Below are 20,900 nucleotides of genomic sequence, written 5' to 3'. Positions count from 1 at the left end.
GAAGAGATGGATCGTCTACCGGCTAGCATCATCGGTTATGGAACTGCGGCACCTGCGCTACCTGGTCGCGGTCGTCGACTGCGGGACCGTCACCGCGGCCGCCGCGGCGCTGCACGTCGCGCAGCCCGGGGTGAGCGCGCAGCTGCGGCAGCTGGAACGCGAGCTCGGCGCACCGCTGGTCGAACGCGGCCCGCGCGCGGTCACCCCGACCGAGGCCGGGCGGGCGGTCCTGCCGCACGCCCGCGCCGCGCTCGCCGCCGTGGAGGACGCGCGCGACGCCGTCGCCGCGCTGCACGGGCTGCTGCGCGGCCGGGTCGCGGTCGGCATGGCCACGTCGCTGCCCGACACCGTGCTCGCCGACCCGGTCGGGGACTTCGCCGCCGCGCACCCGCAGCTGGAGGTGACCCTGCGGGAGGGGACGACCGACGAGCTGGTCGACGAACTGCGGGCCGGGCGGCTCGACGTCGCCGTGCTGGGGTTCCCGCACGCCCCGCCCGACGGTCTCGACGGACGGGTGCTGGTCGAGTCCCCGCTGGTCGCGGCGGTCGCGGCGGACGACCCGTTCGCCGGGCGGGCCGCGGTGACCCTGGACGAGCTCGCGGCCCGGCCGCTGATCTGCCTGCCCCGCGGGCACGGCCTGCGCGCCGCGCTGGACGCGGCGCTGGCGGCCCGGTCGCTCACCGCGCGGGTCGGGTTCGAGTCCGGCGCGATGACGCTGCTGCTGCGCCTGGCCGCGCGCGGGGCGGGGGTGGCGGTGGTCCCGGAACCCGCGCTCGGCGCGGCCGGGGTGGCGGCCCTGGCCTGGCCGCCCGTCGCGGTGCCGATCACCCCGGAGATCCGGACCCGGCTGCACCTGGTGTGGCGCTCGGGCGGGCCCGGGGGACCGGCGGCGCGGGCGCTGCTGGAGTCCCTGCTCCGGTAGCGCCCGGCGCGGGGATCAGCGGGGGACCGACACCAGGACCCGGACGGCCTCGGCGACGGCGGCGCGCCGCGCGACCCGCACCGCGGTGGCGATGGGGCGCAGCGCGTCGGAGCGGGCGACGGCCGCCGACGCCGACAGCGCGCCGCCGGGCTCGTCGCCGGAGGCGGCGGACAGGATCGCGTCGACCTCGTCGGCCTGCTGCAGCACCCGCAGCGCCTGCGGGGGCATCCCGCCGGGCCACAGCGCCTGCGGGCGGCGGCGCAGCCAGGCCGCGATCTCCTCGCGCACGCCGGGCCGGTGCCGGGCCACACCCAGGTCGGTCAGCGCCGCGGCGGCGGCCCGCACCTGGCCGCGCAGCTCCCGTTCGGCCTCGTTCAGTGCCACGTACTCGGGGACCGGGCCGGGGTCGGCGACGGCGTGCGCGGTCCAGCGGACCACCCCGTCGGCGATCGGTGACGGCACGACGCCGAACCCGGCGTCGGCGAACAGCACGCCCTCGCCCGCGGTGATCGCGGCGTCGGAGAACGGGCCCGGGCCGGGCAGGCCGCGCACGTCCCCGGGGGCCGGCAGCACCAGCCGGGCCTGCCCGCGCGGGGCGCCGCGGCGGACGGCGGCGAGCAGCATCGCCGTCGAGGTCGGCGCCGACCCGGGGCCGGGCAGTCCGGTCGTGGCGGCGGTGACGTCGTCGGCGGCGAGCACGTCGTGCGCCTCCGACCACGGCGCGAGCGCGTCGAGGACGTCGTCGGGTGCGGCGGACCCGGCCAGCCAGGCCGAGGCCCACACGGCGAAGGTCGTGGAGGCACAGGACACGGCGGTCAGGCTAACGGCCCGTCCGGCGTCGCACACCCGGCACGTGGGTGACGCAGCGCTACGAGGTTCACGCTGAGCGTGACCACCGGAGTGTGGGCGTGTCGCGCCGCGGTCACCGACCGGCGTCGACCGATACTGGCTCACCATGAGCCGGACCCACGATTACCGGGGCATGTTCGACACCGCGGGGACCCGTGCGCCACGGGAGAGCCGGGTGACCGAGGTCGCCGCCGAGCCGGGACTGGTCGTCGAGGACCCGGCCAGCGGGTTCTGCGGTGCCGTGGTGACCGTCACCGGCTCGGAGGTGACGCTGGAGGACCGCTTCGGCGGCCGGCGGATCTTCCCGCTGCGCCCCGCCGGGTTCCTGTACGAGGGCCGCCCCGCGACGCTGGTCCGGCCCCGGGCCGCCCCCGCGGGCCGCACGCTGTCCGCGTCCGGCTCGGTGCACGTCGCGAACCTGAAGGCCCGCACCGCGCGCGCCGCCCGGATCTGGGTCGAGGGCCTGCACGACGCCGCGCTCGTCGAACGGGTGTGGGGCCACGACCTGCGGGTCGAGGGCGTCGTCGTGGAGCCGCTGCACGGCGTCGACGACCTGGCCGCGGCCGTCCGCGACTTCGACCCGGGACCGCACCGGCGCCTCGGCATCCTCGTCGACCACCTGGTCGAGGGCACCAAGGAGACCCGGCAGGCCCGCGAGGCCTACCGCGCCACCCGCGACGCCCAGCAGAACGTGCTGGTCACCGGCCACCCCTACGTCGACGTCTGGCAGGCCGTGAAGCCCTCGGTCGTCGGGATCCGCGAGTGGCCGGTGATCCCGCGCGGCACCGACTGGAAGACCGGGGTCTGCGCGGCGCTGCGGTGGGGCGAGCCCGCCGACGGTGCCCGCCGGGTGCTCGGGGCCGTCCGCAGCTACCGCGACCTGGAGACCCCGATGATCGGCGCGGTCGAGCGTCTCATCGACTTCGTCACGGCCGAGGGGGCCTGACCCCGACACCGCGGGCGAACTCCGGCACCGACCGGTAACGATCTGGTCGACCGGTGCGGAGCATCCCGACGAAACGCCGACAGGGAATCGGACATTCTGGCACCCTGGAGCCATGGATCCGGCACTGATCTGGCTGCTCATCGGTCTCGTACTGATCGGCAGCGAGGTCGTGTCCGGAGAGCTGTTCCTCGTCATGCTCGGCGGCGGCGCACTCGCCGCGGCGGCCGGGGCCGCACTCGGGTTGACGCTCCTCCCGGCCGCCGGGGTGGGCGGCGCCGTCGCGGTACTGCTGCTGCTGGCCGTGCGACCGGTGGCGAAACGCAGGCTGCAGGAGCACATGGGCACGCTCGAACGCCACCAGGACCGCTTCGTCGGCGCCTCCGCCGAGGTCGTGCAGCGCGTCGACGGCGAGCGCGGGCAGGTGCGGATCGGGCGCGAGGTGTGGTCGGCGCGGTCGATGGACGGGGTGGAGGTCCTCGAGGCCGGCGCCACCGTCACGATCCTGCAGGTGACCGGGGCGGCCGTGCTCGTCACCGGTCGGGGGGAGCTACCGCCGTCCTGACCCGCCACCGCGGTGGGACGGCACGACGCCCCGGGGACTCCGGGGCGACACGGGCGCCGGTTCTCCGGCGCGCAGGAGGGGAGAGCACATGGGCGCCGAGTTCATCATCGGCATCATCCTGCTCGTGCTGGTCGTGACGATCGTCGTCAAGTCGGTCGTCATCGTCCCGCAGGAGTGGGCCTACATCATCGAACGGCTGGGCCGCTACCACAGCATCCGGGAGGGCGGCCCCGCCATCCTGGTGCCGTTCGTCGACCGCACCCGCGAGCGGGTCGACCTGCGTGAGCAGGTCGTGTCGTTCCCGCCGCAGCCGGTCATCACGCAGGACAACCTGACCGTCAACATCGACACGGTCGTGTACTTCAAGGTCAACGACGCGAAGGCGGCGGTCTACGAGATCGCCAACTACATCGCCGGTGTCGAGCAGATCACCACCACGACGCTGCGCAACGTGGTCGGTGGCATGACGCTGGAGCAGACGCTGACCTCGCGGGACCGGATCAACACGGCGCTGCGCGGTGAGCTGGACGAGGCCACCGAGCGTTGGGGCATCCGGGTCGCCCGGGTCGAGATCAAGGCGATCGACCCGCCGCCCTCGATCCAGAACTCGATGGAACAGCAGATGAAGGCCGACCGCGAGAAGCGGGCCATGATCCTCACCGCGGAGGGCCAGCGGGAGTCGGCCATCCGCAGCGCCGAGGGCAACAAGCAGTCCCAGATCCTCACCGCGGAGGGCGCCAAGCAGGCGGCCATCCTCGCCGCGGAGGCCGAGCGGCAGTCGGAGATCCTGCGGGCGCAGGGCCGCCGGGCCGCGCTGTACCTCGAGGCGCAGGGTGAGTCGAAGGCGATCGAGAAGAAGTTCGCCGCGATCAAGGCCGGCAAGCCCACCCCGGAGCTGCTGGCCTACGAGTACCTGCAGACGCTGCCGCAGATGGCCGAGGGCGAGGCCAGCAAGCTGTGGGTCGTCCCGTCCGACTTCGGGAAGGCCCTGGAGGGCTTCACCCGGATGCTGGGTGCGCCCGGCGAGGACGGCGTCTTCCGCTACGAGCCCAGCCCCGACGACGGCACCGTCTCCCGGCCCGCCGAGGACGACGGCGTCGAGGACTGGTTCGACACCTCGTCCGACCCGGAGATCGCCAAGCAGGTCGCGGCGGCCACCGCGGCGGCCCAGCAGGAGGTCCCGCCGGTCGGCTCGGACGTCCCGCCGGTCCCCGGCGCCGAGGCCGGCAACGGCGGCAGCGGTGCGGCCCCGGCCCAGCTGGAGGCCTCCCGCGAGGTCCCCGGCATCGGCGCCCCGGGCGCGGTGCAGGGCCACCCGAACGGCCAGGAGCAGCGCGGCTGAGCCACCTCGGCCGCACGTCACCCGAACGGTGACGACACCGCCCCATCCGGTTCGCCGGGTGGGGCGGTGTCGTGTACAACGGCTCCCGATCAGCCGACGAGAAGGAGATCGACAGTGGTCACGGCCTCGACACCCGGGCACGCGGGTGCGGCTCCGGGCAGCGACCGCCCGGAGGACGCCGGCTCCCGGGGGCCGCGGCTGCAGGTGTGGCAGTTCCTGGTCCTGGTCGTCGGATACCTGGTCCTGGTCCAGGGCGCGGTGCTCCTGCTGGCCGCGGAGCCGGGCGCCGACGCGCACGGCCTGACCTCCACGGACGCGATCCTCCGGCAGGTCGTCGTCCCGGTCGGGATCGGTGCCGCGTTCGTCCTCGGGATCGTGACCTACCTGCGCGCCTGGCAGACGGTCTTCGTCGAACCCCGCCGGCTGCGCGCCTGGGTCCTGGCGATCCCGGTCGTGCTGCTGGTGACCGGCCTGGTCGTGACCGACTACAGCGGCCTCGCCGGCAAGGGCCTCACCTTCACCGGGGCGCTGCTGGTCGCCACCCTCATGGTCGGGTTCTCCGAGGAGCTCCTGTTCCGCGGCGTCGGGGTGCAGGTCTTCCGCCGGAGCGGGTGCAGCGAGTTCCGGGTCGGTCTGTGGACCAGCGTCGTCTTCGGTGTGGCGCACGGCTCGAACGGGCTCGTCACCGGTGAGTACGGCAACGCACTCCTGCAGGTCGTGCTGACCACGGGAACCGGGTTCGTGTTCTACCTCGTGTTCCGCAGCACCGGGGCGCTGACGGCGGCGATGCTCGCGCACGGCTGGTGGGACTTCAGCGTGCTGAGCACGCAGGTCGACCCGGCACGACCGACGTCGATGGAGTTCGTCGCCTTCGGCGCGCTGGTCGTGATCCTGCTGGCGGTGCTCGTCCTGCGCCGCCGGGTGGGCCGGGATCAGGCGAGCACGAAGCCGTAGGGCAGCTCCAGGCGGTGCCGGGCGAGCAGCTCGGCGTCGGCCAGCAGCTCGCGGGTCGGCCCGTCGGCGACGACGGTGCCCCCGTCCAGCACGACGCTGCGCGGGCACAGCTGCAGCGCGTACGGCAGGTCGTGGGTGACCATGAGCATGGTCCGGCCCAGCCCCAGCAGCACCTCGGCCAGCTCGCGGCGGGCCACCGGGTCCAGGTTCGACGACGGCTCGTCGAGCACCAGGATCTCCGGGTCGCACGCCAGCACCGTGGCCAGCGCGACCCGGCGGCGCTGCCCGCCGGACAGGTGCAGCGGGGAGCGGTCGGCGGCGTCGGCCATCCCCACCGCGGCCAGGGCCTCGTCGACCCGCTCGCGCAGCGCGGGCCCGCGCAGCCCGAAGTTCGCCGGGCCGAACGCCACGTCCTCGGCGACGGTGGGCATGAACAGCTGGTCGTCGGGGTCCTGGAAGACGATCCCGACCCGGCGGCGGATCTCGCGCAGGTGCCGCTTCTCCACCCGGAGCCCGCCGACCTCGACGGTGCCCGCGGCGCCGTCCCCGCCGCCGCCGAGGATCCCGTTGAGGTGCAGCACCAGGGTGGTCTTCCCGGCGCCGTTCGGGCCGAGCAGCGCGACCCGCTCGCCGGGGGCGATCGTCAGGTCGACGCCGAACAGCGCCTGGTGGCCGTCGGGGTAGGCGAAGGCGAGGTCGGCCAGCCGCAGCGACGGCGCGCTCATGCGGCCACCCAGCCGGACCCGGCCAGCAGCACCGCGACCCCGGCGACGGTCAGCCCGGCCAGCCACTGCCGCGACGTGGTCGGGGCGTCGCCCGACGGCGGCATGGTGCCGGTCCAGCCGCGCGACAGCATCGCCAGGTGCACCCGCTCGCCGCGCTCGTAGGACCGCACGAACAGCGAGCCGATCCCGCGGGCGGTCGCCCCGGCCTGCCACAGGAACCGCGGGTCGTGGCCGCGGGAGATCCGGGACAGCCGCATCCGGCGGGCCTCGCCGGTGATCACGTCGGTGTAGCGCAGCATCAGGGTGGCGATCGTGGTGACGATCGCCGGGGCGTGCAGGCGCTGCAGGCCGACGAGCAGGTCGCGCATCGGCGTCGTCGCCGCGAGGGTCAGCGAGGTCAGGACGCCCAGGGTGCCCTTGACCAGGATGTTCCACGCCCCGAGCAGCCCCGGCTGGGACAGCGTGAGGCCGAGCCAGTCCAGCGTCGGGGCCGGGCCGGTGAACGGCAGCAGCACCGCGAGCACCACGAACGGCAGCTCGATCACCGAGCGCCGCAGGATCCAGCCGGGGCGCACCCCGGCCATCGCCCACACCGAAGCCAGCAGCAGCGCGAACCCGCCGAACACCGCGAACGCCTCGCGCGGGGTCGCGACCACGCAGACCACCACCAGCAGCGCCGAGACGATCTTCACCTCGGGTGGGAGCCGGTGGACGGGGGAGTCGCGGTGCAGGTACAGCGGGTGCGCGTGCCCGGCGCCCATCAGCCGTCCCGGCGGCGCAGCAGCAGGAACACCCCGCCCGCGACGACGACCGTCACCAGCACCCCGGCCACCCCGGCGACGCCGGTGGTGCCCTCGCCGCCCACGACCGAGTACCCGGCGAGCGGGCTCGACGCCATGGCGTGGTCGCTCTCGTGGGCCGCGATGCAGGTGCCCTCCAGCCGCTCCCCGCCGTCCGGGGTCGCGACCGCGGTGCAGCCGTCCCGGGCGACGGTGTCCAGGCCGTCGGGGTCGGGGGAGGCGAAGGAGGAGACCAGCCCGGCCACGACCAGGGACAGGATCAGGAACCCGGCGAAGAACAGCAGCGGGCGACGGCGGGCGGTGGCGCTCATCGCGCACCCTCCTCGGAGGTCGAGCGGCGGACCAGCGGGCGCCCGGTGCCGCGCAGCAGGTACACCAGGTCCGGCCGGGCGACGGCCACCGCGCCCACGGTGGCCGCGGTGATCACGCCCTCACCGATGCCGATCAGCACGTGCAGCCCGCCCATCAGCGCGAACACCGTGCCGAGGGTGGCGCCGCCGGCGCCGCCGATCGCGTACTCCAGGACGAAGCCCATCGCGGCGACGACGGTGTTGAGCAGGGCCGCGACGAAGGCGACGGCGACCAGCCCGCCGCGGGAACGCACCGCGAACCGGCGCAGCGAGCGCGCCACCAGCCAGCCGACGACCACCCCGATCACGGCCATGTTCGTGATGTTGAGGCCCAGCGCGGTGATGCCGCCGTCGGCGAACAGCAGCGCCTGCACGACGAGCACGATCGAGATCGCGATCATGCCCACCCACGGGCCGACCAGGATCGCGACGAGCGCACCGCCCAGCAGGTGCCCGCTGGCCCCGGGCAGGATCGGGAAGTTGATCATCTGGACGGCGAAGACGAACGCCGTGACCAGCCCGGCCATCGGCGCGGTGCGGTCGTCGAGATCCGCGCGGGCGCGCAGGACGGCGACCGTCAGCGCGATGACCGCGACGACGGCGAACAGCAGCGCCGTCGGGCCGTTCACCAGCCCGTCGCTCATGTGCATGGCGACCGCGTGCGTCTGCATCGCGCCCCCTCACCGGTCGGACCGGCCGCCACCCGGCCGGGTGAGGGGATTCAACGCGACGGCAGTGCTGCCGCAAAGACCTGGCAGTAGATAGGCGACTGCATGTCCCGGATGTCCGGTATCGGCCCCGCCGATCGGAGAGTCCGGGATGCCGTCCGTCCGGGCGGCGCGCGGTCGGGCGCCCGCGGTCAGCGGGCGTCGGCCGCCGCGGCCTCGTCGCGCTCGGCGATCAGCTTGTCGTCCTTGCGGGCGGCGATGCGCGAGACCTTGAACAGCGCCTTGCGCCGGGCCCGGCCCAGCGGCAGGGCGAGCCGGCCGATCCGCACGTCGATCGGGCGGACGTCGAACACCCCGGAGTCGCCCAGCTCGTCGAACAGCAGCTGCTGCTCCTCGGAGATCTGCTGCTCGAACTCCGAGGAGACCGAGCCGCGGGCGATCCGGAACGCGGCCAGGGTCTCCGGGACGCCGAGGAAGTCGCCGTACTGGAGCAGGCGCATCCAGAGGTCGAGGTCCATGATGAAGCGCCGCTCCGGGCGCCACCCGCCCGCGGTGACGAACTGCTCGCGACGGAACAGGACGTTGCCCGGCTCGCCGATCGGGTTCGCGCCGTTGCGGATGACCCGCCGTGCGACCTCGCTGCCCGAGTGCAGCCCGACCAGGCCGCCGCCGAGGCCGCGGCGCGGGACGATGACCCGGCTCTGCTCGTCGATCATGTGCCGGCGCGAGGCCACCACCGACAGCGACGGGTCGTCGCGCATCGGCGGCACCTGCAGCTCCAGGCAGCGCGGGTGCAGCAGGTCGTCGGCGCAGACCAGCTTTACCAGCGGTGCGCGGCACAGCTCGACGGCGCGGTTCCAGTTGTCGCCCTGCGGCAGGGTCTGCCGGTTGCGCTCGACCCGGATCCGCGGGTCGCGGAACGAGGTCGCTATCTCCCAGCTCGCGTCGGTGCTGCCGTTCTCCAGCACGACGAGCTCGAAGTCCCGCCAGGTCTGCTCCAGCACGCTGCGGATGGTCTCGGCGAGATAGGCCTCGCCGTTGTAGACCGGGATGCAGACGGACACGCTGGGCACAAAGCCGCCGGGCCTCATCGGGTACCTCGCAGGGGTGGAACGGATCGGACGAGCAGGCGGCGACCCACGCTACCCGCCCCGGTCGGCGGGCCGGACGGCGGCGCGGACGAGTGACGTCCGACCGGGACCATCGGGACGGAACGGATACGCACCGTGATCACCGGCCGGACGTCCCGCCGCTCGCCGCCCGACGATCACCGCTCGTCGGCCGGGGCCCCGGAGGGCCGGTCCCGCGCCGCGGCGGCCCGGGCGACGTCCGTAGTATCCGTCGTCGTGTTCGCGTGGTCGGTCCACGCCGCGGCGACGGAGTCCGGAGGCCTTGCGCCGTCCGGGCGACACCCGATGCGGTGCGGGTCACGTAACGCGACCGACGGCGCCGGAGATATGCCGGATGACCCCCGTTGTGGGGTAACGGATCCGGTCGAGGTCGGCATCGTCGTCACGACCGGACACGCACTGCTCGCCAACCGCGCGCCAGGACCGATCGATTCGGGGGAGAGACCGGTGAACAAGCGCCCTGACCACGGACCACGTCGTCCGAACCAACCGAGGGTGTCGGTGATCGTGCCGACCCGCAACGAGGCACGGAACCTCGAGGTGGTCCTGCCGGCCGTCGCGGCCGTGCGTCCCGCCGTGTACGAGGTGATCGTCGTCGACGGCGACTCCAAGGACGGCACCGTCGAGACCGCACGCCGTGTCCTGCCCGGCGTCCGGATCGTCCGCCAGACCCGCAAGGGCAAGGGCAACGCGATGGCCTGCGGTTTCGCCGCGGCCACCGGCGACGCCATCGTCATGTTCGACGCGGACGGCTCGGCCGACCCGCAGGAGATCCCGCGCTTCGTCGCCGCGCTCGTCGAGGGCGCCGACTTCGCGAAGGGCAGCCGGTTCACCAAGGGGGGCGGCAGCGACGACATCACGTTGCTCCGCAAGGGTGGCAACGCCGGTCTGAACCTGATCGCGAACACTCTGTTCGGGACCCGCTACAGCGACCTCTGCTACGGCTACAACGCCTTCTGGGCCGACATCCTGCCGCTGCTGGAGCTGCCTGCGGTCGACATGCCGCCGCACCCGGACGGCGGGATGTACTGGGGCGACGGGTTCGAGATCGAGACGGTCCTGAACTGCCGCGTCGCCGCCGCCGGTCTGTCGATCACCGAGGTCCCCTCGGTGGAGAAGGAGCGGATGTTCGGCGAGACGAACCTGCGCACCTTCGCCGACGGCACCCGCGTCCTGCGGACCCTCGCCGCCGAGCGGCGCCGTGCCGGTCGCGACGACCGGCCCGCCGCACCCGGCACGGCCGTCCCCGGCCCCGCCGCGGTGGTCCCGCCCGCCGGACACCCGGCGGTGCCCGCCACCCCGGCCACGGCGCCGGTGCCGCCCGCGGTGCCGGACCGTGCCGTCCCGGCGGCGCAGCCGCAGCGCCCGGCCCCGCGGCCGCACGCCGACGCTCCGGCCCCGCAGCGCCCGCAGCAGCAGCCGTCGCGTCCGGCCCCGCAGCCGCAGCCCGGTGCGGGCCAGGCCGCCCCGCAGCAGCCGGCCCCGTCGCCGGTCGCCCGCGAGCAGCGCCCCGTCGGCGCCGAGCGCGACGGGTCCGCCCGTCCCGAGCGGACCGGTGTGCGGTACGCATGGGGGGAAGAGGCGTCCTGAGCGCCCCGGGACCGGATCGGGCCGGTCCGTGCCCCACCGGCCCACGCCCCACGAGGGGCGTGGCGCCGGGAGAACCACCAGTGAAGAGGAGTGAGCCGCGGTGAGCGTGCAGTCCGCAGCAGAGCTGACCCGCGCGAGGACCGCGCGGCGGTACGTGGCGATCCTGCTCGTCGCCGCCGGCGTCATCGCCTGCGGCCTGAGCATCGCCGGGATCAGCGGGGGCGCGCTGGGCGAGTTCCGGCTGCTGGTCACCATCGGCTTCCTGCTGCTGGGTCCCGGCTGGGCCGCCGCGGGCTTCCTGCGCCGCGCGCCCGCCGCGCACGTCTGGCTGCTGACCCTCGGGGTCGGTACCGCCGTCACCCTGATCGGCGGCCAGCTCATGGTCAGCCTGGGGCTCTGGTACCCGAGCGTCGCCCTGTTCGTCGTCACGCTCCTGTCGGTCCCGTTCCTGCTGCGCCACGCCGTGGTGGCCCAGTGAGCGGGACCTCCCGGTGAGGCCGGTCGGGCCGGCGCGTCCCCGCCCCGCCGCGGGTACGTCCGGTCCCGGCCCCGTCCCCGGACCGCAGGCGGCGGGCGTCGACCCGGACGCCCCGACCCAGCGTCTCGCCACCGCCCACGCGCGGGCGCACTCGCGCCGCAACGCCGAGCAGCACACCGAGTACCTCCCGCCGCTGGTCGGGCTTCGCGGTCCCGGCGAGAACCCGCCGACCCCGCCGCCCACCCCACCGCCCGGACCGGGCGGCGGAGACGGCGGCGGTGAGGACGGCGAGCAGGTCCCGGACCGCAACGGCGGCATCGGCGACGGCATCGCCCTGACCCTGTGCTCCGGCTTCGGCTCGGTCGCCGGGCTGCTCGGCGTGCTGATCGCGACCCGGATCATGCCGCAGGCCGAGGTCGGCCGGGCCTCGGAGTTCGTGTCGGCCTTCCAGCTGATCGGCGGCGTCGCCCAGCTCAACCTGGGGCTGGCGCTGCTGCGCTGGCTTCCCGGCGCCGGCCGCAGGTCGGTCCGGCTCACCTTCGGCTCGCTGCTGCTGATCATGCCGCTGTCCGGGCTGATCGGCCTGATCTACGGCACGCTCGTGCCCCGGGTCGCGGAGGCCGCGGGCGGCGGATCGTTCGGCTGGGGCCTGGTCGTCCTGGTCCTGACCTGCGCCGGCTGGTGCGTGTTCGTCGTCCACGACTTCGTCATGGTCGCCATCGGGCGGCCGTGGGTGGCGGTGTGGCGCAACGGCACCTTCGCCGTGACCCGGATCGTGCTGCTGCTGGCACTGGGCACCACGCTCGCCTCCGAGGCGCTGGTGCTGTCCTGGGCGATCCCGGTCGTGCTGTGGATCGCCGCGGGCACCGTGCTGCTCTGGTTCATGGTGCGGCGCTTCGCCCGCTCCGGTGGGCCGGGCACGCTGCCGTCGCGCCCGGAGATGATCGCGTTCCTGGCGCCGACCGCGCTGGCGCAGTGCGGCAACGCGCTGCTCTACAACCAGGTCCCGCTGTTCGCGAACTTCCGGATGGGCAACGAGATCGGCGCGGTCTTCTTCATCTGCTGGCAGGCGGTGACCGTCATCGACCTGGCCGCGACGTTCTTCACCAACTCCCTGACCGTGCAGACCGCCCGGGAGCCGCACCGCGCCGAGGAGTTCGCCCGCGTCGCCCGGCGCCGGATGCTCCTGTTGTTCGTCCCGGCGCTCGGGCTCGGCGCGGCACTGGGCTACCCGGTGCTGTCGCTGCTCGGTGAGGGCTACGCGCCCGGCGCCCCGGCGCTGGCCGTGCTCATGGGCGGCCTGTTCTTCCGGCTGATCGTCGTGTTCGAGCTCGCCCGCCGCCAGGCCGACGGCGACGGGATGGGCTACGCGAAGATCCAGCTGCTCAACACCGGCCTGGTCGTGGTCTTCGCCGGTCTGGTCCCGCTGCCGGACCCCGGAACCGCATCGGTCAGCATGACCATGCTGCCGGTCGTCCTCGGCTACGTCGGCGCGCAGATCCTCTGCGCACTGGCACTCAGATTCGTCCCGGCGTGGAACCGCCGGAGCACACCGGAGGTGAAGTCGTGACGTCGGAGACCCGCCGGACGGGCGGCCCCGACCCGTCCACCCGCGGCCACCGCGGCGAGGAGCCCGCCGTCGCGCGGACCCGCGTCGCGGAGGAGAGCGCGAGCGAGCGGACCCAGTTCGTCACGCCGCCCGGCCCGGACTCGCCGACCATGGCCGTCCGCGGCCCGGTCCCGCGCCCGCCCGGTGACGGCCCGCCGCCGCCCCCGCCGCCCGCACCCGAGACCGCCGAGCCGCTGTCCCCGCTGTGGGTCTGGGGCGCGCCGGTCCTGGCCGTGCTCGCGGTGCTGCTGCTGCCCGTCGCCGCCGCGACGACCGACCTGTCCGACCTGGGCGGCTGGGGCCTGGCCCCGGCGCTGAGCCCGTTCGCGTGGGTCGCGCTGCTGCTCGCCATCGGCGCCTGCCTGCTCGAGCTCTGGTCGCGCCGCCCGCGCATCCCGATGCTGGGTGCCGCGACGGGTGTGCTGCTGCTGTGCTCCACCGGCCTGCCCTCGGTCGTGCAGCCGCAGGCCCGGTTCACCACCGCCTGGCTGATCTCCGGGTTCGTCGACGCGGTCGCCCGCAACAACGGCGTCCCGCCCACCGGCGTGGACGCGCGGTTCTACTGGCCCGCGTTCTTCGCCCAGTGGGCCTGGATCCGCGACGCCGCCGGCGCCGACCAGCTCGACACGATCCTGCGCTGGTACCCGCCCGCGGTCACCGCGGTGTGGGCGATCGGTGTCTACGCCCTGGCCCGCTCGATGCTCGGGGGCACCCGCGCGCCGTGGGTCGCGGCCTGGCTGTTCATCGGCCTGAACTGGATCGAGCAGGACTACTTCTCGCCGCAGGCGACCGCGATCGTGCTGCTGCTGACGGTGCTGACCTTCGCGCTCGGCCCGCTGGCGACCCGCCGCGTCGACAACGCCGGGGTCCCGGGCTGGCCACGGGCCCACCGCGGGGCGCCACCGCTGCCCCGGTGGCGGCGCTGGCTGGTGTCGGCGCTGACCCCGCCGAACACACCGACGCTGCCCGCCCGGCAGCTGCTGCTGATCTACTTCTGCGCGGCGCTGTGCGTCATCGCCGTCGCCCCGGCCCACCAGCTGACCCCGTTCGCCATCATCGGCCAGCTGGCCGTGCTGGCGGTCGTCGGCCGGTTCCGCGGCCGCGGGCTGGTGATCGTCGCGATCGCCGCGGTGACGGTGTTCGTGCTGATCGGCGCCCGCGACTTCTGGATGAACCAGATCAGCATGATCATCGGTAGCGGCGACGACGGCAGCGCGCTGCAGGCCGGCGTCGCGGACCGCTTCCAGGGCGACACGGGCCAGCTCGTCGGCAAGGGGTTCCGGGTCGCGATGACCGGCCTGACCTACGTCCTCGGCTTCGCCGGTGCCTGGGTCTACTGGCGCCGCCGCCGCGACCTCGTGCCGATCCTGCTGGCGATCATCCCGATGGGGATGGCGGTCGTGCAGAGCTACGGCGGCGAGCTGCTCCTGCGCGTGCTGCTCTACGGCCTGCCGATCCTGTCGATCCTGGCCGTCGACGCGCTGCGGGCCTTCGCCCGCGTCGACCGCAAGCGCGAACGGCTGCTCGCGGTGGGCATGGTGGTCGTCTTCGGGCTGCTGATCTTCATCCGCGGCGGTAACGAGGCCTACACCGACGTCACCACCGAGGACGTCCAGATGACCCGCAAGGCCTACGCCGAGGCGCCGCCCGGGGCGACGGTGCAGCCGTTGTCGACGGTCGGGCCCTACGCCCTGGAGGGCGTCGGCGAGAACAACAACATGGCCTCGGGCGGTCAGGGCTGCGCGGTCCTCGCCGCGGACCCGTTCCGCTGCATCGACCAGGTCCAGCCGCAGACGATCCTGTTCTACCCGGCGATCGAGAAGCAGGGCGTCGTCCTGAACGACCGCCAGCCGGGCTGGACGATCGAGATCCGCAACCAGCTCATCGCGTCGGGCCAGTACCGCGCGACCTACGAGAGCGGCTTCGACGCCATCCTGGTGCGCAACGAGCCGCTCCCGGCGCCGGGCGTCCCGGCACCGGCGACGGCCCCGGCCCCGGCGGCCGGCGGGGAGGTGCCGAACCCGTGAACGGATTCCTCCTGACCTGGCTCGCCTTCGGCCTGATGCTGGCGGTGTTCGCCGCCCGCGCCTGGGTGGTGGAGACCAGCCGTGGCCGGCTGGTCACCAGCGGGTCCGCGCAGCGCGGGCTCACCGCGGCCGCCGTCGCCTCGGTGGCGCTGGTGGTCGTGATGCTGACCCTCAACGGCGGCGTCGAGCTGGTTGAGCTCGTCTCGGGGGGCCGGGCCGACGTGACCCAGCCCGCCGAGCCGCTGCCCGGGCAGGACCCGGCGGTGCCGATCCAGCCGCAGGCCCCGGCCCCGGCGGCACCCGCGGCCCCGGCCAACTGACCGACCCGCGACACACGAGGGCCCCGGTGCCGTACGGCACCGGGGCCCTCGGTCGTGCGTGGGGTCAGCCGCTGTAGCCGATGGCCACGTACTTGGTCTCCAGGAACTCGTCGATTCCGACGTTGCCGCCCTCGCGGCCCAGCCCGGACTCCTTGACGCCGCCGAACGGGGCGGCCGGGTTCGACACCAGACCGGTGTTGAGCCCGATCATGCCGCTGTCGAGGTTCTCGGCGATGTGCAGCGCCCGGTTCAGGTCGCGCGTGTACACGTAGTTGACCAGGCCGAACTCGGTCGCGTTGGCCGCGGCCAGCGCGTCGTCGGCGCTGTCGACGACGGTGATCGGCGCGACCGGGCCGAAGATCTCCTCGTGGTTGAGCCGGGAGTTCACCGGCACGTCGGTGAGCACGGTCGGCGGGTAGAAGTAGCCCGGCCCGTCCTGGGCCTTCCCGCCGATCGCGACCGAGGCGCCGGCGGCGACGGCGTCGGCGACCAGGTCGGTCACCTTGTCCAGGCCCTTGGCGTCGATCAGCGGGCCGACGTTCACGCCCTCCTCGGTGCCGCGGCCGACCTTGAGCGCGCCCATCCGCTCGGCGAGCTTCGCGGTGAACTCCTCGGCGACGCCGCGCTGGACGTAGAACCGGTTCGCGGCGGTGCAGGCCTCGCCCATGTTCCGCATCTTGGCGATCATGGCGCCCTCGACGGCGGCGTCGACGTCGGCGTCGTCGAGCACGATGAACGAGGCGTTGCCGCCCAGCTCCAGCGACGAGCGCATGACCTTGTCCGAGGCCTGGGACAGCAGCAGCTTCCCGACCGGGGTGGACCCGGTGAACGACATCTTGCGGGCGCGGCCGTCGCGCAGGATCGGCTCCATCACCGCGCCGGCGTCGGTGGCGTTGATGACGTTCAGGGCGCCGTCGGGCAGACCGGCGTCGGCCAGCACCTGCGCGAACGCGAGCATGGTCAGCGGCGTCTGCGGCGCGGGCTTGATCACCGACGCACAGCCGGCGGCGACCGCCGGGGCGATCTTGCGGGTGCCCATGGCCAGCGGGAAGTTCCACGGGGTCACGAACACGCAGACCCCGACGGGCTGGCGGATGGTGAGGAAGCGGGTCTGGCCGTTCGGGGCGACCTGGTAGCCGCCGTCGATGCGCACGGCCTCCTCGGAGAACCAGCGCAGGAACTCCGAGGCGTAGACGACCTCGCCCTTGGCCTCGGCGAAGGGCTTGCCCATCTCCAGGGTCATGAGCAGGGCCAGGTCGTCGATCCGCTCGTGGAGCAGGTCGTAGGCGCGGCGCAGGATCTCGCTGCGCTCCCGCGGCGCCATCGCGGCGATCGTGGGCTGCGCGGCGTGCGCGGCGGCGAGGGCGTCCATGCCGTCGGCGGGGGAGGCGTCGGCGACCTCGGTCAGCACCTCTCCGGTGGCCGGGTCCTCCACCTTCGCGGTCGCGCCGTTCTCCGCCTGCCGCCACTGGCCGCCGATGAACAGGCCGGTGGGGACGGCATCCAGCACCCTGCGCTCGTCAGCATTGGTGGTCATGCCCGGAACGTACCCCGGTGAGTCGGCCCATAGACACCGGCGGCGCCGGCGGGGCTGGGTCATGATGAGGCCTGTGGCAGCGACATCGACACCGGCAGCGGCCCTGCCCGAGCTCGTGCCCGACCCGGTCGAGCTCCCCGCCGGGCTGGCGGACCTGCGGGCCGAGGTCCGGTCCTTCCTCGACGACGAGCGCGGCGCCGCCCGCTGGACCCCGCGCGCGGACGTGTGGCTGTCCGGCTGGGACGAGTCGTTCTCCCGCAGGCTGGGGGAGCGCGGCTGGCTCGGGATGACCATCCCCACCGAGTACGGCGGGCACGGCCGGACCGCGCTGGAGCGCTACGTCATCACCGAGGAGCTGCTCGCCGCGGGCGCCCCGGTGGCCGCGCACTGGATCGCCGACCGCCAGATCGGGCCGTCGCTGCTGCGCCACGGCACCGAGGAGCAGCGTCGCGCGTTCCTGCCCGGGATCGCCCGTGGCGAGGTGTACTTCGGCATCGGCATGTCCGAGCCGGACTCCGGCTCCGACCTGGCGTCGGTGCGGACCCGGGCGACCCGCGTCGACGGCGGGTGGCGGCTGTCGGGCACCAAGGTGTGGACCTCCGGAGCGCACCACGCGCACGCGTTTTTCGCGCTGGTGCGCACCGAGCCGCGCGACGACGCGCACCGGCACGCGGGGCTGTCCCAGTTCCTGGTGGAGCTGGACTCGCCCGGGGTGGAGATCCGCCCGATCCCGCTGCTCACCGGGGCGCACCACTTCAACGAGGTCCGCTTCGACGACGTGTTCATCCCCGACGCGCGGGTCTTCGGCGAGCTGGGTAACGGCTGGGCCCAGGTCACCGGCGAGCTCGCGTTCGAGCGCTCCGGACCGGAGCGGTTCCTGTCGACCTATCCGCTGCTGGCGTCGCTGGTCGGCGAGCTCGCCGGTGCCGGCCGTGCCGACGCCGGCACCCGTCGTCGCGTGGGGTCGCTGGTGTCGCGGCTGTGGACGCTGCGGGCCATGTCGCTGGCCGTCGCCGGGGCCCTGGAGTCCGGCCGGGCCCCCGAGCTGGCCGCGGCCCTGGTCAAGGACCTCGGCACCCGCTACGAGAACGAGATCGTCGACGCCGCCCGGCTGCTGGTCGACATCCCGCCGGACCCCGGCGCGGAGTCCGGGTTCGCCCGGCTGCTCGCCGACGCCGTGCTGCACGCGCCCGGGTTCACCCTGCGCGGCGGCACCAACGAGGTCCTGCGCGGCATCGTCGCGCGGGGGATGGGACTGCGCTGATGGCCCGCAACAGCGACCTGGCCGACCTGGCCGCCTCGATCCTCGCCGCCGGGTCCGACGACCGCGACGGGACCGGCCTGGACACCGCGGCCTGGAAGGCGTGCGCCGGGGCCGGGCTGACCTCGCTGACCGACCCGGACACCGGCGGCACCCTCGACGACGCCGCCGTGCTGCTGGAGGTCGCCGGTGCCGACGCGGCCCGCCTGCCGCTGGCCGAGACCGACCTGCTCGCCGGGTGGCTGGCCCGCGCCGCCGGGCTCGCCGTGCCGGACGGGCCGCTGGCCGCCGTCGTCACCGACGCGACCGGCGGGGACCGCCCGGCCGGGACCGCCGGGGGCACGGTGACCGGCAGCGGCGGCACGGCCGGCACGGTGTCGGCGACGCTGACCCGGGTGTCGTGGGGGCGTTCGCTGGCCGCGGTCGTCGTCCTCGACGGCGACCGGGTGCTCGTGCTCGACACGGGCGCGGCGGCGGTCACCGAGGGTGCCAACCTCGCCGAGGAGCCCCGCGACGGCCTCACCCTCGACGGCGTCACGCCCCTGGCCACCGGCACCGCCCCCGCCGGGGCGGCCGCGGAGCTGACCCTGCGGGCGGCGCTGGCGCGGTCGCTGCTGCTCGCCGGCGCGGCCCGCGGCGCACTGGCCCGCTCGGTCGCCTACGCCGGGGAGCGCACCCAGTTCGGTCGTCCCATCGGCCGCTTCCAGGCCGTGCAGCAGATGCTCGCCGAGGCGGGCGCCGAGGTCGCGGCCGCCTCCGCCGCCTCCGCCGCCGCGACCTCGACCGCGCGGCGCGCGGGGTTCGCCGCCCCGGAGACCGCGTTCGCCGTCGCCGCGGCGAAGGCCCGCTGCTCGGAGGCGGCGACGGCCGTCGCGCGGATCGCCCACCAGGTGCACGGGGCGATCGGGTTCACCCGCGAGCACGCGTTGCGGCTGGTCACGACCCGGCTGTGGGCCTGGCGCGACGAGGACGGCGACGAGGCGTTCTGGAACGACCGGGTCGGGGCGGCGGCGCTGGACGCGGGCGCCGACGGGCTCTGGCCGCTGGTGACCGGGCGGCCCTGAACCCGGCCCGAACCCGGTGATCGCCACGGGTGAGGGGATCGGTGCCACATCCGGCACCGGGCCCTCACGCCCGGCGATCACATCTTCCGGAAGTCCCAGCTGGTGATCTTCTCCGGGCGCAGCCGCAGCCACGCGTGCCGTCCGTCGATCACGACCTGGTCGCCGGTGTAGCGCGCGGCGAAGGCCTGCTCGACCCGCTCCAGCTCCGGGTTCGGCTCGCCGGTGCGGGGCACCTCGCCGACGACCTCGACCGAGCCGCGCAGCTCGACCCCGCGCAGCTCGGTGTAGTCGTGCCCGGCGTCGACGACGACGGCGATCCGCGGGTCGCGCTGCAGGTCCGCCCAGCGCTGCGAGCGCGAGAGCGAGGTCAGCCAGAGCGCCTCGCCGTCCCAGAGGTACCAGAGCGGGGTGGCGTGCGGGCCGTTCACGCCGTTGGTGGCGACCCGGCAGGTGCGCTCGGCGTCGAGGAAGGCGGTGACCTCCTCCGGGGTCATCGCGATCTTCCGGGCGCGGCGCTGCGGCTTCGGTGCGGTCATGGTCCGAACCTAGATCAGACCCCGGCCGGTGCGGGTGGTGCGGCCGGGGAGAGCATCACCACGTGCACGACCTGAGCCCCGGCCTGGAGCAGCTTCTCGCCATCGACCGTCCCACGCCGTACCTGGCGCTGGACCCCGCCGTCGCCGGGGAGCGCTACCGCGCGCTGGCCGCCGCGTTCGGTGACGCCCGCATCCTCTACGCCGTCAAGGCCTGCCCGGAGCCCGCCGTGCTGCGCGCCCTCGTCGCGGCCGGGGCCGGGTTCGACGTCGCCTCCCAGGCCGAGATCGACCTGTGCCTGGCCGCCGGTGCGGACCCGGCGACGCTGCAGCACGGGAACCCGGTGCGCGGCCCCGGTGCCGCCGCCCGGGCCGCCCGCGACGGCGTCACCCGGTTCGTCACCGACAGCGCCGAGGACGTCGACGCCCTCGCCGCCGAGGTCCCCGGCGCCCGGGTGCAGGTCCGGCTCTCGGTCGACGACACCGGCTCGGCGACGCCGTTCCACGGCAAGTTCGGGGCGCCGCCCGACGCCGCCGTCGCGCTGCTGCGCCGGGTCGCCGACCGTGGCCTGGTCGCGGCCGGGGTCACCTTCCACGCGGGCTCCCAGCAGACCCGCCCCGCCACCTACGCCGGGGCCGTCGCGCTCGCGCTGGCGGCCGCCGGGCGGGCCGGGCTGCGCCGTCCCGAGCTCGACCTGGGCGGCGGCTGGCCGGTGGCCTACCGCGCCGCCGTCGCCCCCGCGCGGGACTACGCCGCGGCCGTGCGCGCCGCGGTGGCCACGGCCGTCGACGCCGGGCACGTGGACGGCGCGACGCTGCTGCTGGAGCCGGGCCGCGCGCTGGTCGCCCCGGCCGGGGTGCTGCGCGCCCGGGTCCTGCGCGTGTCCCGCCGCCCGGGCGTCGACCACCGCCGCTGGGTCTACCTCGACGTCGGCCGCTACCAGGGCCTCGCCGAGACCGAGGGCGAGGCGATCGCCTACCCGCTGCGCGTGCCCGGGCGCACCGGGCCGTGCGGACCGGTCGTCGTCGCGGGCCCCACCTGCGACGGCGACGACGTGATCTACCGCCGCACCCCGGTCGCGCTGCCGCTGGACCTGGCCGCGGGCGACGTCGTCGACCTGATCGGGGCCGGCGCCTACACCTCGAGCTACGCCTCGGTGGGGTTCAACGGGTTCGGACCGCTCGAGGTGATCGTCGCGGGGGAGGGGGCGTCGCTCCCACATCCCGGTTAAC

At 74.9% G+C, this 20,900-nt stretch carries 21 protein-coding genes; 13 read left to right on the top strand and 8 right to left on the bottom strand.

From position 1 onward, the window contains the following. Positions 1-37 precede the first annotated feature (37 nt). On the top strand, positions 38-922 hold the full coding sequence (locus KPL57_RS48725) for a LysR family transcriptional regulator (protein WP_226357235.1): 885 nt from the start codon (positions 38-40) through the stop codon (positions 920-922). Between the two features lie 15 nt (positions 923-937). Here KPL57_RS48725 and KPL57_RS48720 read toward each other — a convergent pair whose 3' ends face one another. Beyond that, positions 938-1,732, bottom strand: coding sequence for a hypothetical protein (locus tag KPL57_RS48720; protein WP_073574789.1), 795 nt, complete (start codon positions 1,730-1,732; stop codon positions 938-940). 172 nt (positions 1,733-1,904) lie between these two features. Between KPL57_RS48720 and KPL57_RS48715 the strand changes: the two genes are divergently transcribed. From KPL57_RS48715 to KPL57_RS70835, 4 genes are all read left to right on the top strand, one after another. Continuing rightward, entirely contained in the window at positions 1,905-2,717 is an 813-nt protein-coding gene (locus tag KPL57_RS48715) for a DUF3097 domain-containing protein (protein ID WP_226357234.1), read from the top strand. 112 nt (positions 2,718-2,829) lie between these two features. Then, positions 2,830-3,279 carry an NfeD family protein gene (locus KPL57_RS48710; protein ID WP_226357233.1) on the top strand — a complete coding sequence of 150 codons (450 nt, stop codon included), beginning with the start codon at positions 2,830-2,832 and terminating at the stop codon, positions 3,277-3,279. An 88-nt stretch (positions 3,280-3,367) separates the two neighbouring features. Beyond that, on the top strand, positions 3,368-4,621 hold the full coding sequence (locus KPL57_RS48705; RefSeq protein WP_226357232.1) for an SPFH domain-containing protein: 1,254 nt from the start codon (positions 3,368-3,370) through the stop codon (positions 4,619-4,621). Positions 4,622-4,735: 114 nt separating this feature from the next. Then, positions 4,736-5,575 (top strand): CPBP family intramembrane glutamic endopeptidase, encoded by an 840-nt coding sequence (locus KPL57_RS70835; protein ID WP_226357231.1) that lies wholly within the window; start codon positions 4,736-4,738, stop codon positions 5,573-5,575. Here the strand turns inward: KPL57_RS70835 and KPL57_RS48695 are convergent. The 5 genes from KPL57_RS48695 to KPL57_RS48675 form a co-directional block, all read right to left on the bottom strand. Beyond that, positions 5,554-6,300: an energy-coupling factor ABC transporter ATP-binding protein gene (locus KPL57_RS48695; protein WP_226357230.1), complete on the bottom strand. Its 747-nt coding sequence runs from the start codon at positions 6,298-6,300 to the stop codon at positions 5,554-5,556. The two genes, KPL57_RS70835 and KPL57_RS48695, sit on opposite strands and share 22 nt — an antisense overlap. Continuing rightward, positions 6,297-7,061 carry a cobalt ECF transporter T component CbiQ gene (cbiQ, locus tag KPL57_RS48690; protein WP_226357229.1) on the bottom strand — a complete coding sequence of 255 codons (765 nt, stop codon included), beginning with the start codon at positions 7,059-7,061 and terminating at the stop codon, positions 6,297-6,299. Before cbiQ ends, KPL57_RS48695 begins: the two co-directional genes overlap by 4 nt. Continuing rightward, positions 7,061-7,411 (bottom strand): PDGLE domain-containing protein, encoded by a 351-nt coding sequence (locus KPL57_RS48685; protein ID WP_226357228.1) that lies wholly within the window; start codon positions 7,409-7,411, stop codon positions 7,061-7,063. Before KPL57_RS48685 ends, cbiQ begins: the two co-directional genes overlap by 1 nt. Beyond that, positions 7,408-8,121: an energy-coupling factor ABC transporter permease gene (locus tag KPL57_RS48680; protein WP_226357227.1), complete on the bottom strand. Its 714-nt coding sequence runs from the start codon at positions 8,119-8,121 to the stop codon at positions 7,408-7,410. Before KPL57_RS48680 ends, KPL57_RS48685 begins: the two co-directional genes overlap by 4 nt. 188 nt (positions 8,122-8,309) lie before the next feature. Next, entirely contained in the window at positions 8,310-9,182 is an 873-nt protein-coding gene (locus tag KPL57_RS48675; RefSeq protein ID WP_308253120.1) for a glycosyltransferase, read from the bottom strand. A 567-nt stretch (positions 9,183-9,749) separates the two neighbouring features. Here KPL57_RS48675 and KPL57_RS48670 point away from each other — a divergent pair. The 5 genes from KPL57_RS48670 (at position 9,750) to KPL57_RS48650 (ending at position 15,272) form a co-directional block, all read left to right on the top strand. Further along, a complete protein-coding gene (locus tag KPL57_RS48670) occupies positions 9,750-10,838 on the top strand; it encodes a glycosyltransferase family 2 protein (RefSeq protein WP_226365085.1) in 1,089 nt (362 codons plus the stop codon). A 100-nt stretch (positions 10,839-10,938) separates the two neighbouring features. Then, positions 10,939-11,316: a hypothetical protein gene (locus KPL57_RS48665; RefSeq protein ID WP_062395221.1), complete on the top strand. Its 378-nt coding sequence runs from the start codon at positions 10,939-10,941 to the stop codon at positions 11,314-11,316. A gap of 13 nt (positions 11,317-11,329) precedes the next feature. Beyond that, on the top strand, positions 11,330-12,886 hold the full coding sequence (locus KPL57_RS48660) for a lipopolysaccharide biosynthesis protein (protein ID WP_226357224.1): 1,557 nt from the start codon (positions 11,330-11,332) through the stop codon (positions 12,884-12,886). Next, a complete protein-coding gene (locus tag KPL57_RS48655; protein WP_226357223.1) occupies positions 12,883-14,952 on the top strand; it encodes a hypothetical protein in 2,070 nt (689 codons plus the stop codon). Before KPL57_RS48660 ends, KPL57_RS48655 begins: the two co-directional genes overlap by 4 nt. Then, complete coding sequence (locus KPL57_RS48650; RefSeq protein WP_226357222.1) at positions 14,949-15,272, top strand: hypothetical protein; 324 nt, start codon at positions 14,949-14,951, stop codon at positions 15,270-15,272. The genes KPL57_RS48655 and KPL57_RS48650 overlap by 4 nt, the downstream gene beginning before the upstream one ends. A 64-nt stretch (positions 15,273-15,336) precedes the next feature. Here KPL57_RS48650 and KPL57_RS48645 read toward each other — a convergent pair whose 3' ends face one another. After that, on the bottom strand, positions 15,337-16,809 hold the full coding sequence (locus tag KPL57_RS48645; RefSeq protein ID WP_226357221.1) for an NAD-dependent succinate-semialdehyde dehydrogenase: 1,473 nt from the start codon (positions 16,807-16,809) through the stop codon (positions 15,337-15,339). 64 nt (positions 16,810-16,873) lie between these two features. On the opposite strand from KPL57_RS48645, the gene KPL57_RS48640 reads away from it, so the two are divergent. Together KPL57_RS48640 and KPL57_RS48635 are read left to right on the top strand one after the other, a co-directional pair. Beyond that, entirely contained in the window at positions 16,874-18,073 is a 1,200-nt protein-coding gene (locus KPL57_RS48640) for an acyl-CoA dehydrogenase family protein (RefSeq protein WP_226357220.1), read from the top strand. Then, positions 18,073-19,134, top strand: a complete 1,062-nt coding sequence (locus tag KPL57_RS48635) for an acyl-CoA dehydrogenase family protein (protein ID WP_226357219.1) — start codon at positions 18,073-18,075, stop codon at positions 19,132-19,134. The genes KPL57_RS48640 and KPL57_RS48635 overlap by 1 nt, the downstream gene beginning before the upstream one ends. A 77-nt stretch (positions 19,135-19,211) precedes the next feature. Here KPL57_RS48635 and KPL57_RS48630 read toward each other — a convergent pair whose 3' ends face one another. Next, complete coding sequence (locus KPL57_RS48630) at positions 19,212-19,670, bottom strand: pyridoxamine 5'-phosphate oxidase family protein (protein WP_062395201.1); 459 nt, start codon at positions 19,668-19,670, stop codon at positions 19,212-19,214. Positions 19,671-19,741: 71 nt separating this feature from the next. On the opposite strand from KPL57_RS48630, the gene KPL57_RS48625 reads away from it, so the two are divergent. After that, positions 19,742-20,899, top strand: a complete 1,158-nt coding sequence (locus tag KPL57_RS48625) for a type III PLP-dependent enzyme (protein WP_264199536.1) — start codon at positions 19,742-19,744, stop codon at positions 20,897-20,899. Position 20,900: the final 1 nt, after the last annotated feature.

This window comes from Pseudonocardia sp. ICBG601 (assembly GCF_020496245.1).
This window is presented reverse-complemented; position numbering and strand designations above follow the sequence as displayed.

Excerpts from the sequence above, each read along its gene's own strand:
- KPL57_RS48725 (WP_226357235.1), top strand. The coding sequence starts at position 38 with ATGGAACTGCGGCACCTGCGCTACCTGGTCGCGGTCGTCGACTGCGGG.
- KPL57_RS48715 (WP_226357234.1), top strand. The coding sequence starts at position 1,905 with ATGTTCGACACCGCGGGGACCCGTGCGCCACGGGAGAGCCGGGTGACC.
- KPL57_RS48710 (WP_226357233.1), top strand. The coding sequence starts at position 2,830 with ATGGATCCGGCACTGATCTGGCTGCTCATCGGTCTCGTACTGATCGGC.
- KPL57_RS48705 (WP_226357232.1), top strand. The coding sequence starts at position 3,368 with ATGGGCGCCGAGTTCATCATCGGCATCATCCTGCTCGTGCTGGTCGTG.
- KPL57_RS48695 (WP_226357230.1), bottom strand. The coding sequence starts at position 6,300 with ATGAGCGCGCCGTCGCTGCGGCTGGCCGACCTCGCCTTCGCCTACCCC.
- cbiQ (WP_226357229.1), bottom strand. The coding sequence starts at position 7,061 with ATGGGCGCCGGGCACGCGCACCCGCTGTACCTGCACCGCGACTCCCCC.
- KPL57_RS48685 (WP_226357228.1), bottom strand. The coding sequence starts at position 7,411 with ATGAGCGCCACCGCCCGCCGTCGCCCGCTGCTGTTCTTCGCCGGGTTC.
- KPL57_RS48680 (WP_226357227.1), bottom strand. The coding sequence starts at position 8,121 with ATGCAGACGCACGCGGTCGCCATGCACATGAGCGACGGGCTGGTGAAC.
- KPL57_RS48645 (WP_226357221.1), bottom strand. The coding sequence starts at position 16,809 with ATGACCACCAATGCTGACGAGCGCAGGGTGCTGGATGCCGTCCCCACC.
- KPL57_RS48640 (WP_226357220.1), top strand. The coding sequence starts at position 16,874 with ATGAGGCCTGTGGCAGCGACATCGACACCGGCAGCGGCCCTGCCCGAG.
- KPL57_RS48635 (WP_226357219.1), top strand. The coding sequence starts at position 18,073 with ATGGCCCGCAACAGCGACCTGGCCGACCTGGCCGCCTCGATCCTCGCC.
- KPL57_RS48630 (WP_062395201.1), bottom strand. The coding sequence starts at position 19,670 with ATGACCGCACCGAAGCCGCAGCGCCGCGCCCGGAAGATCGCGATGACC.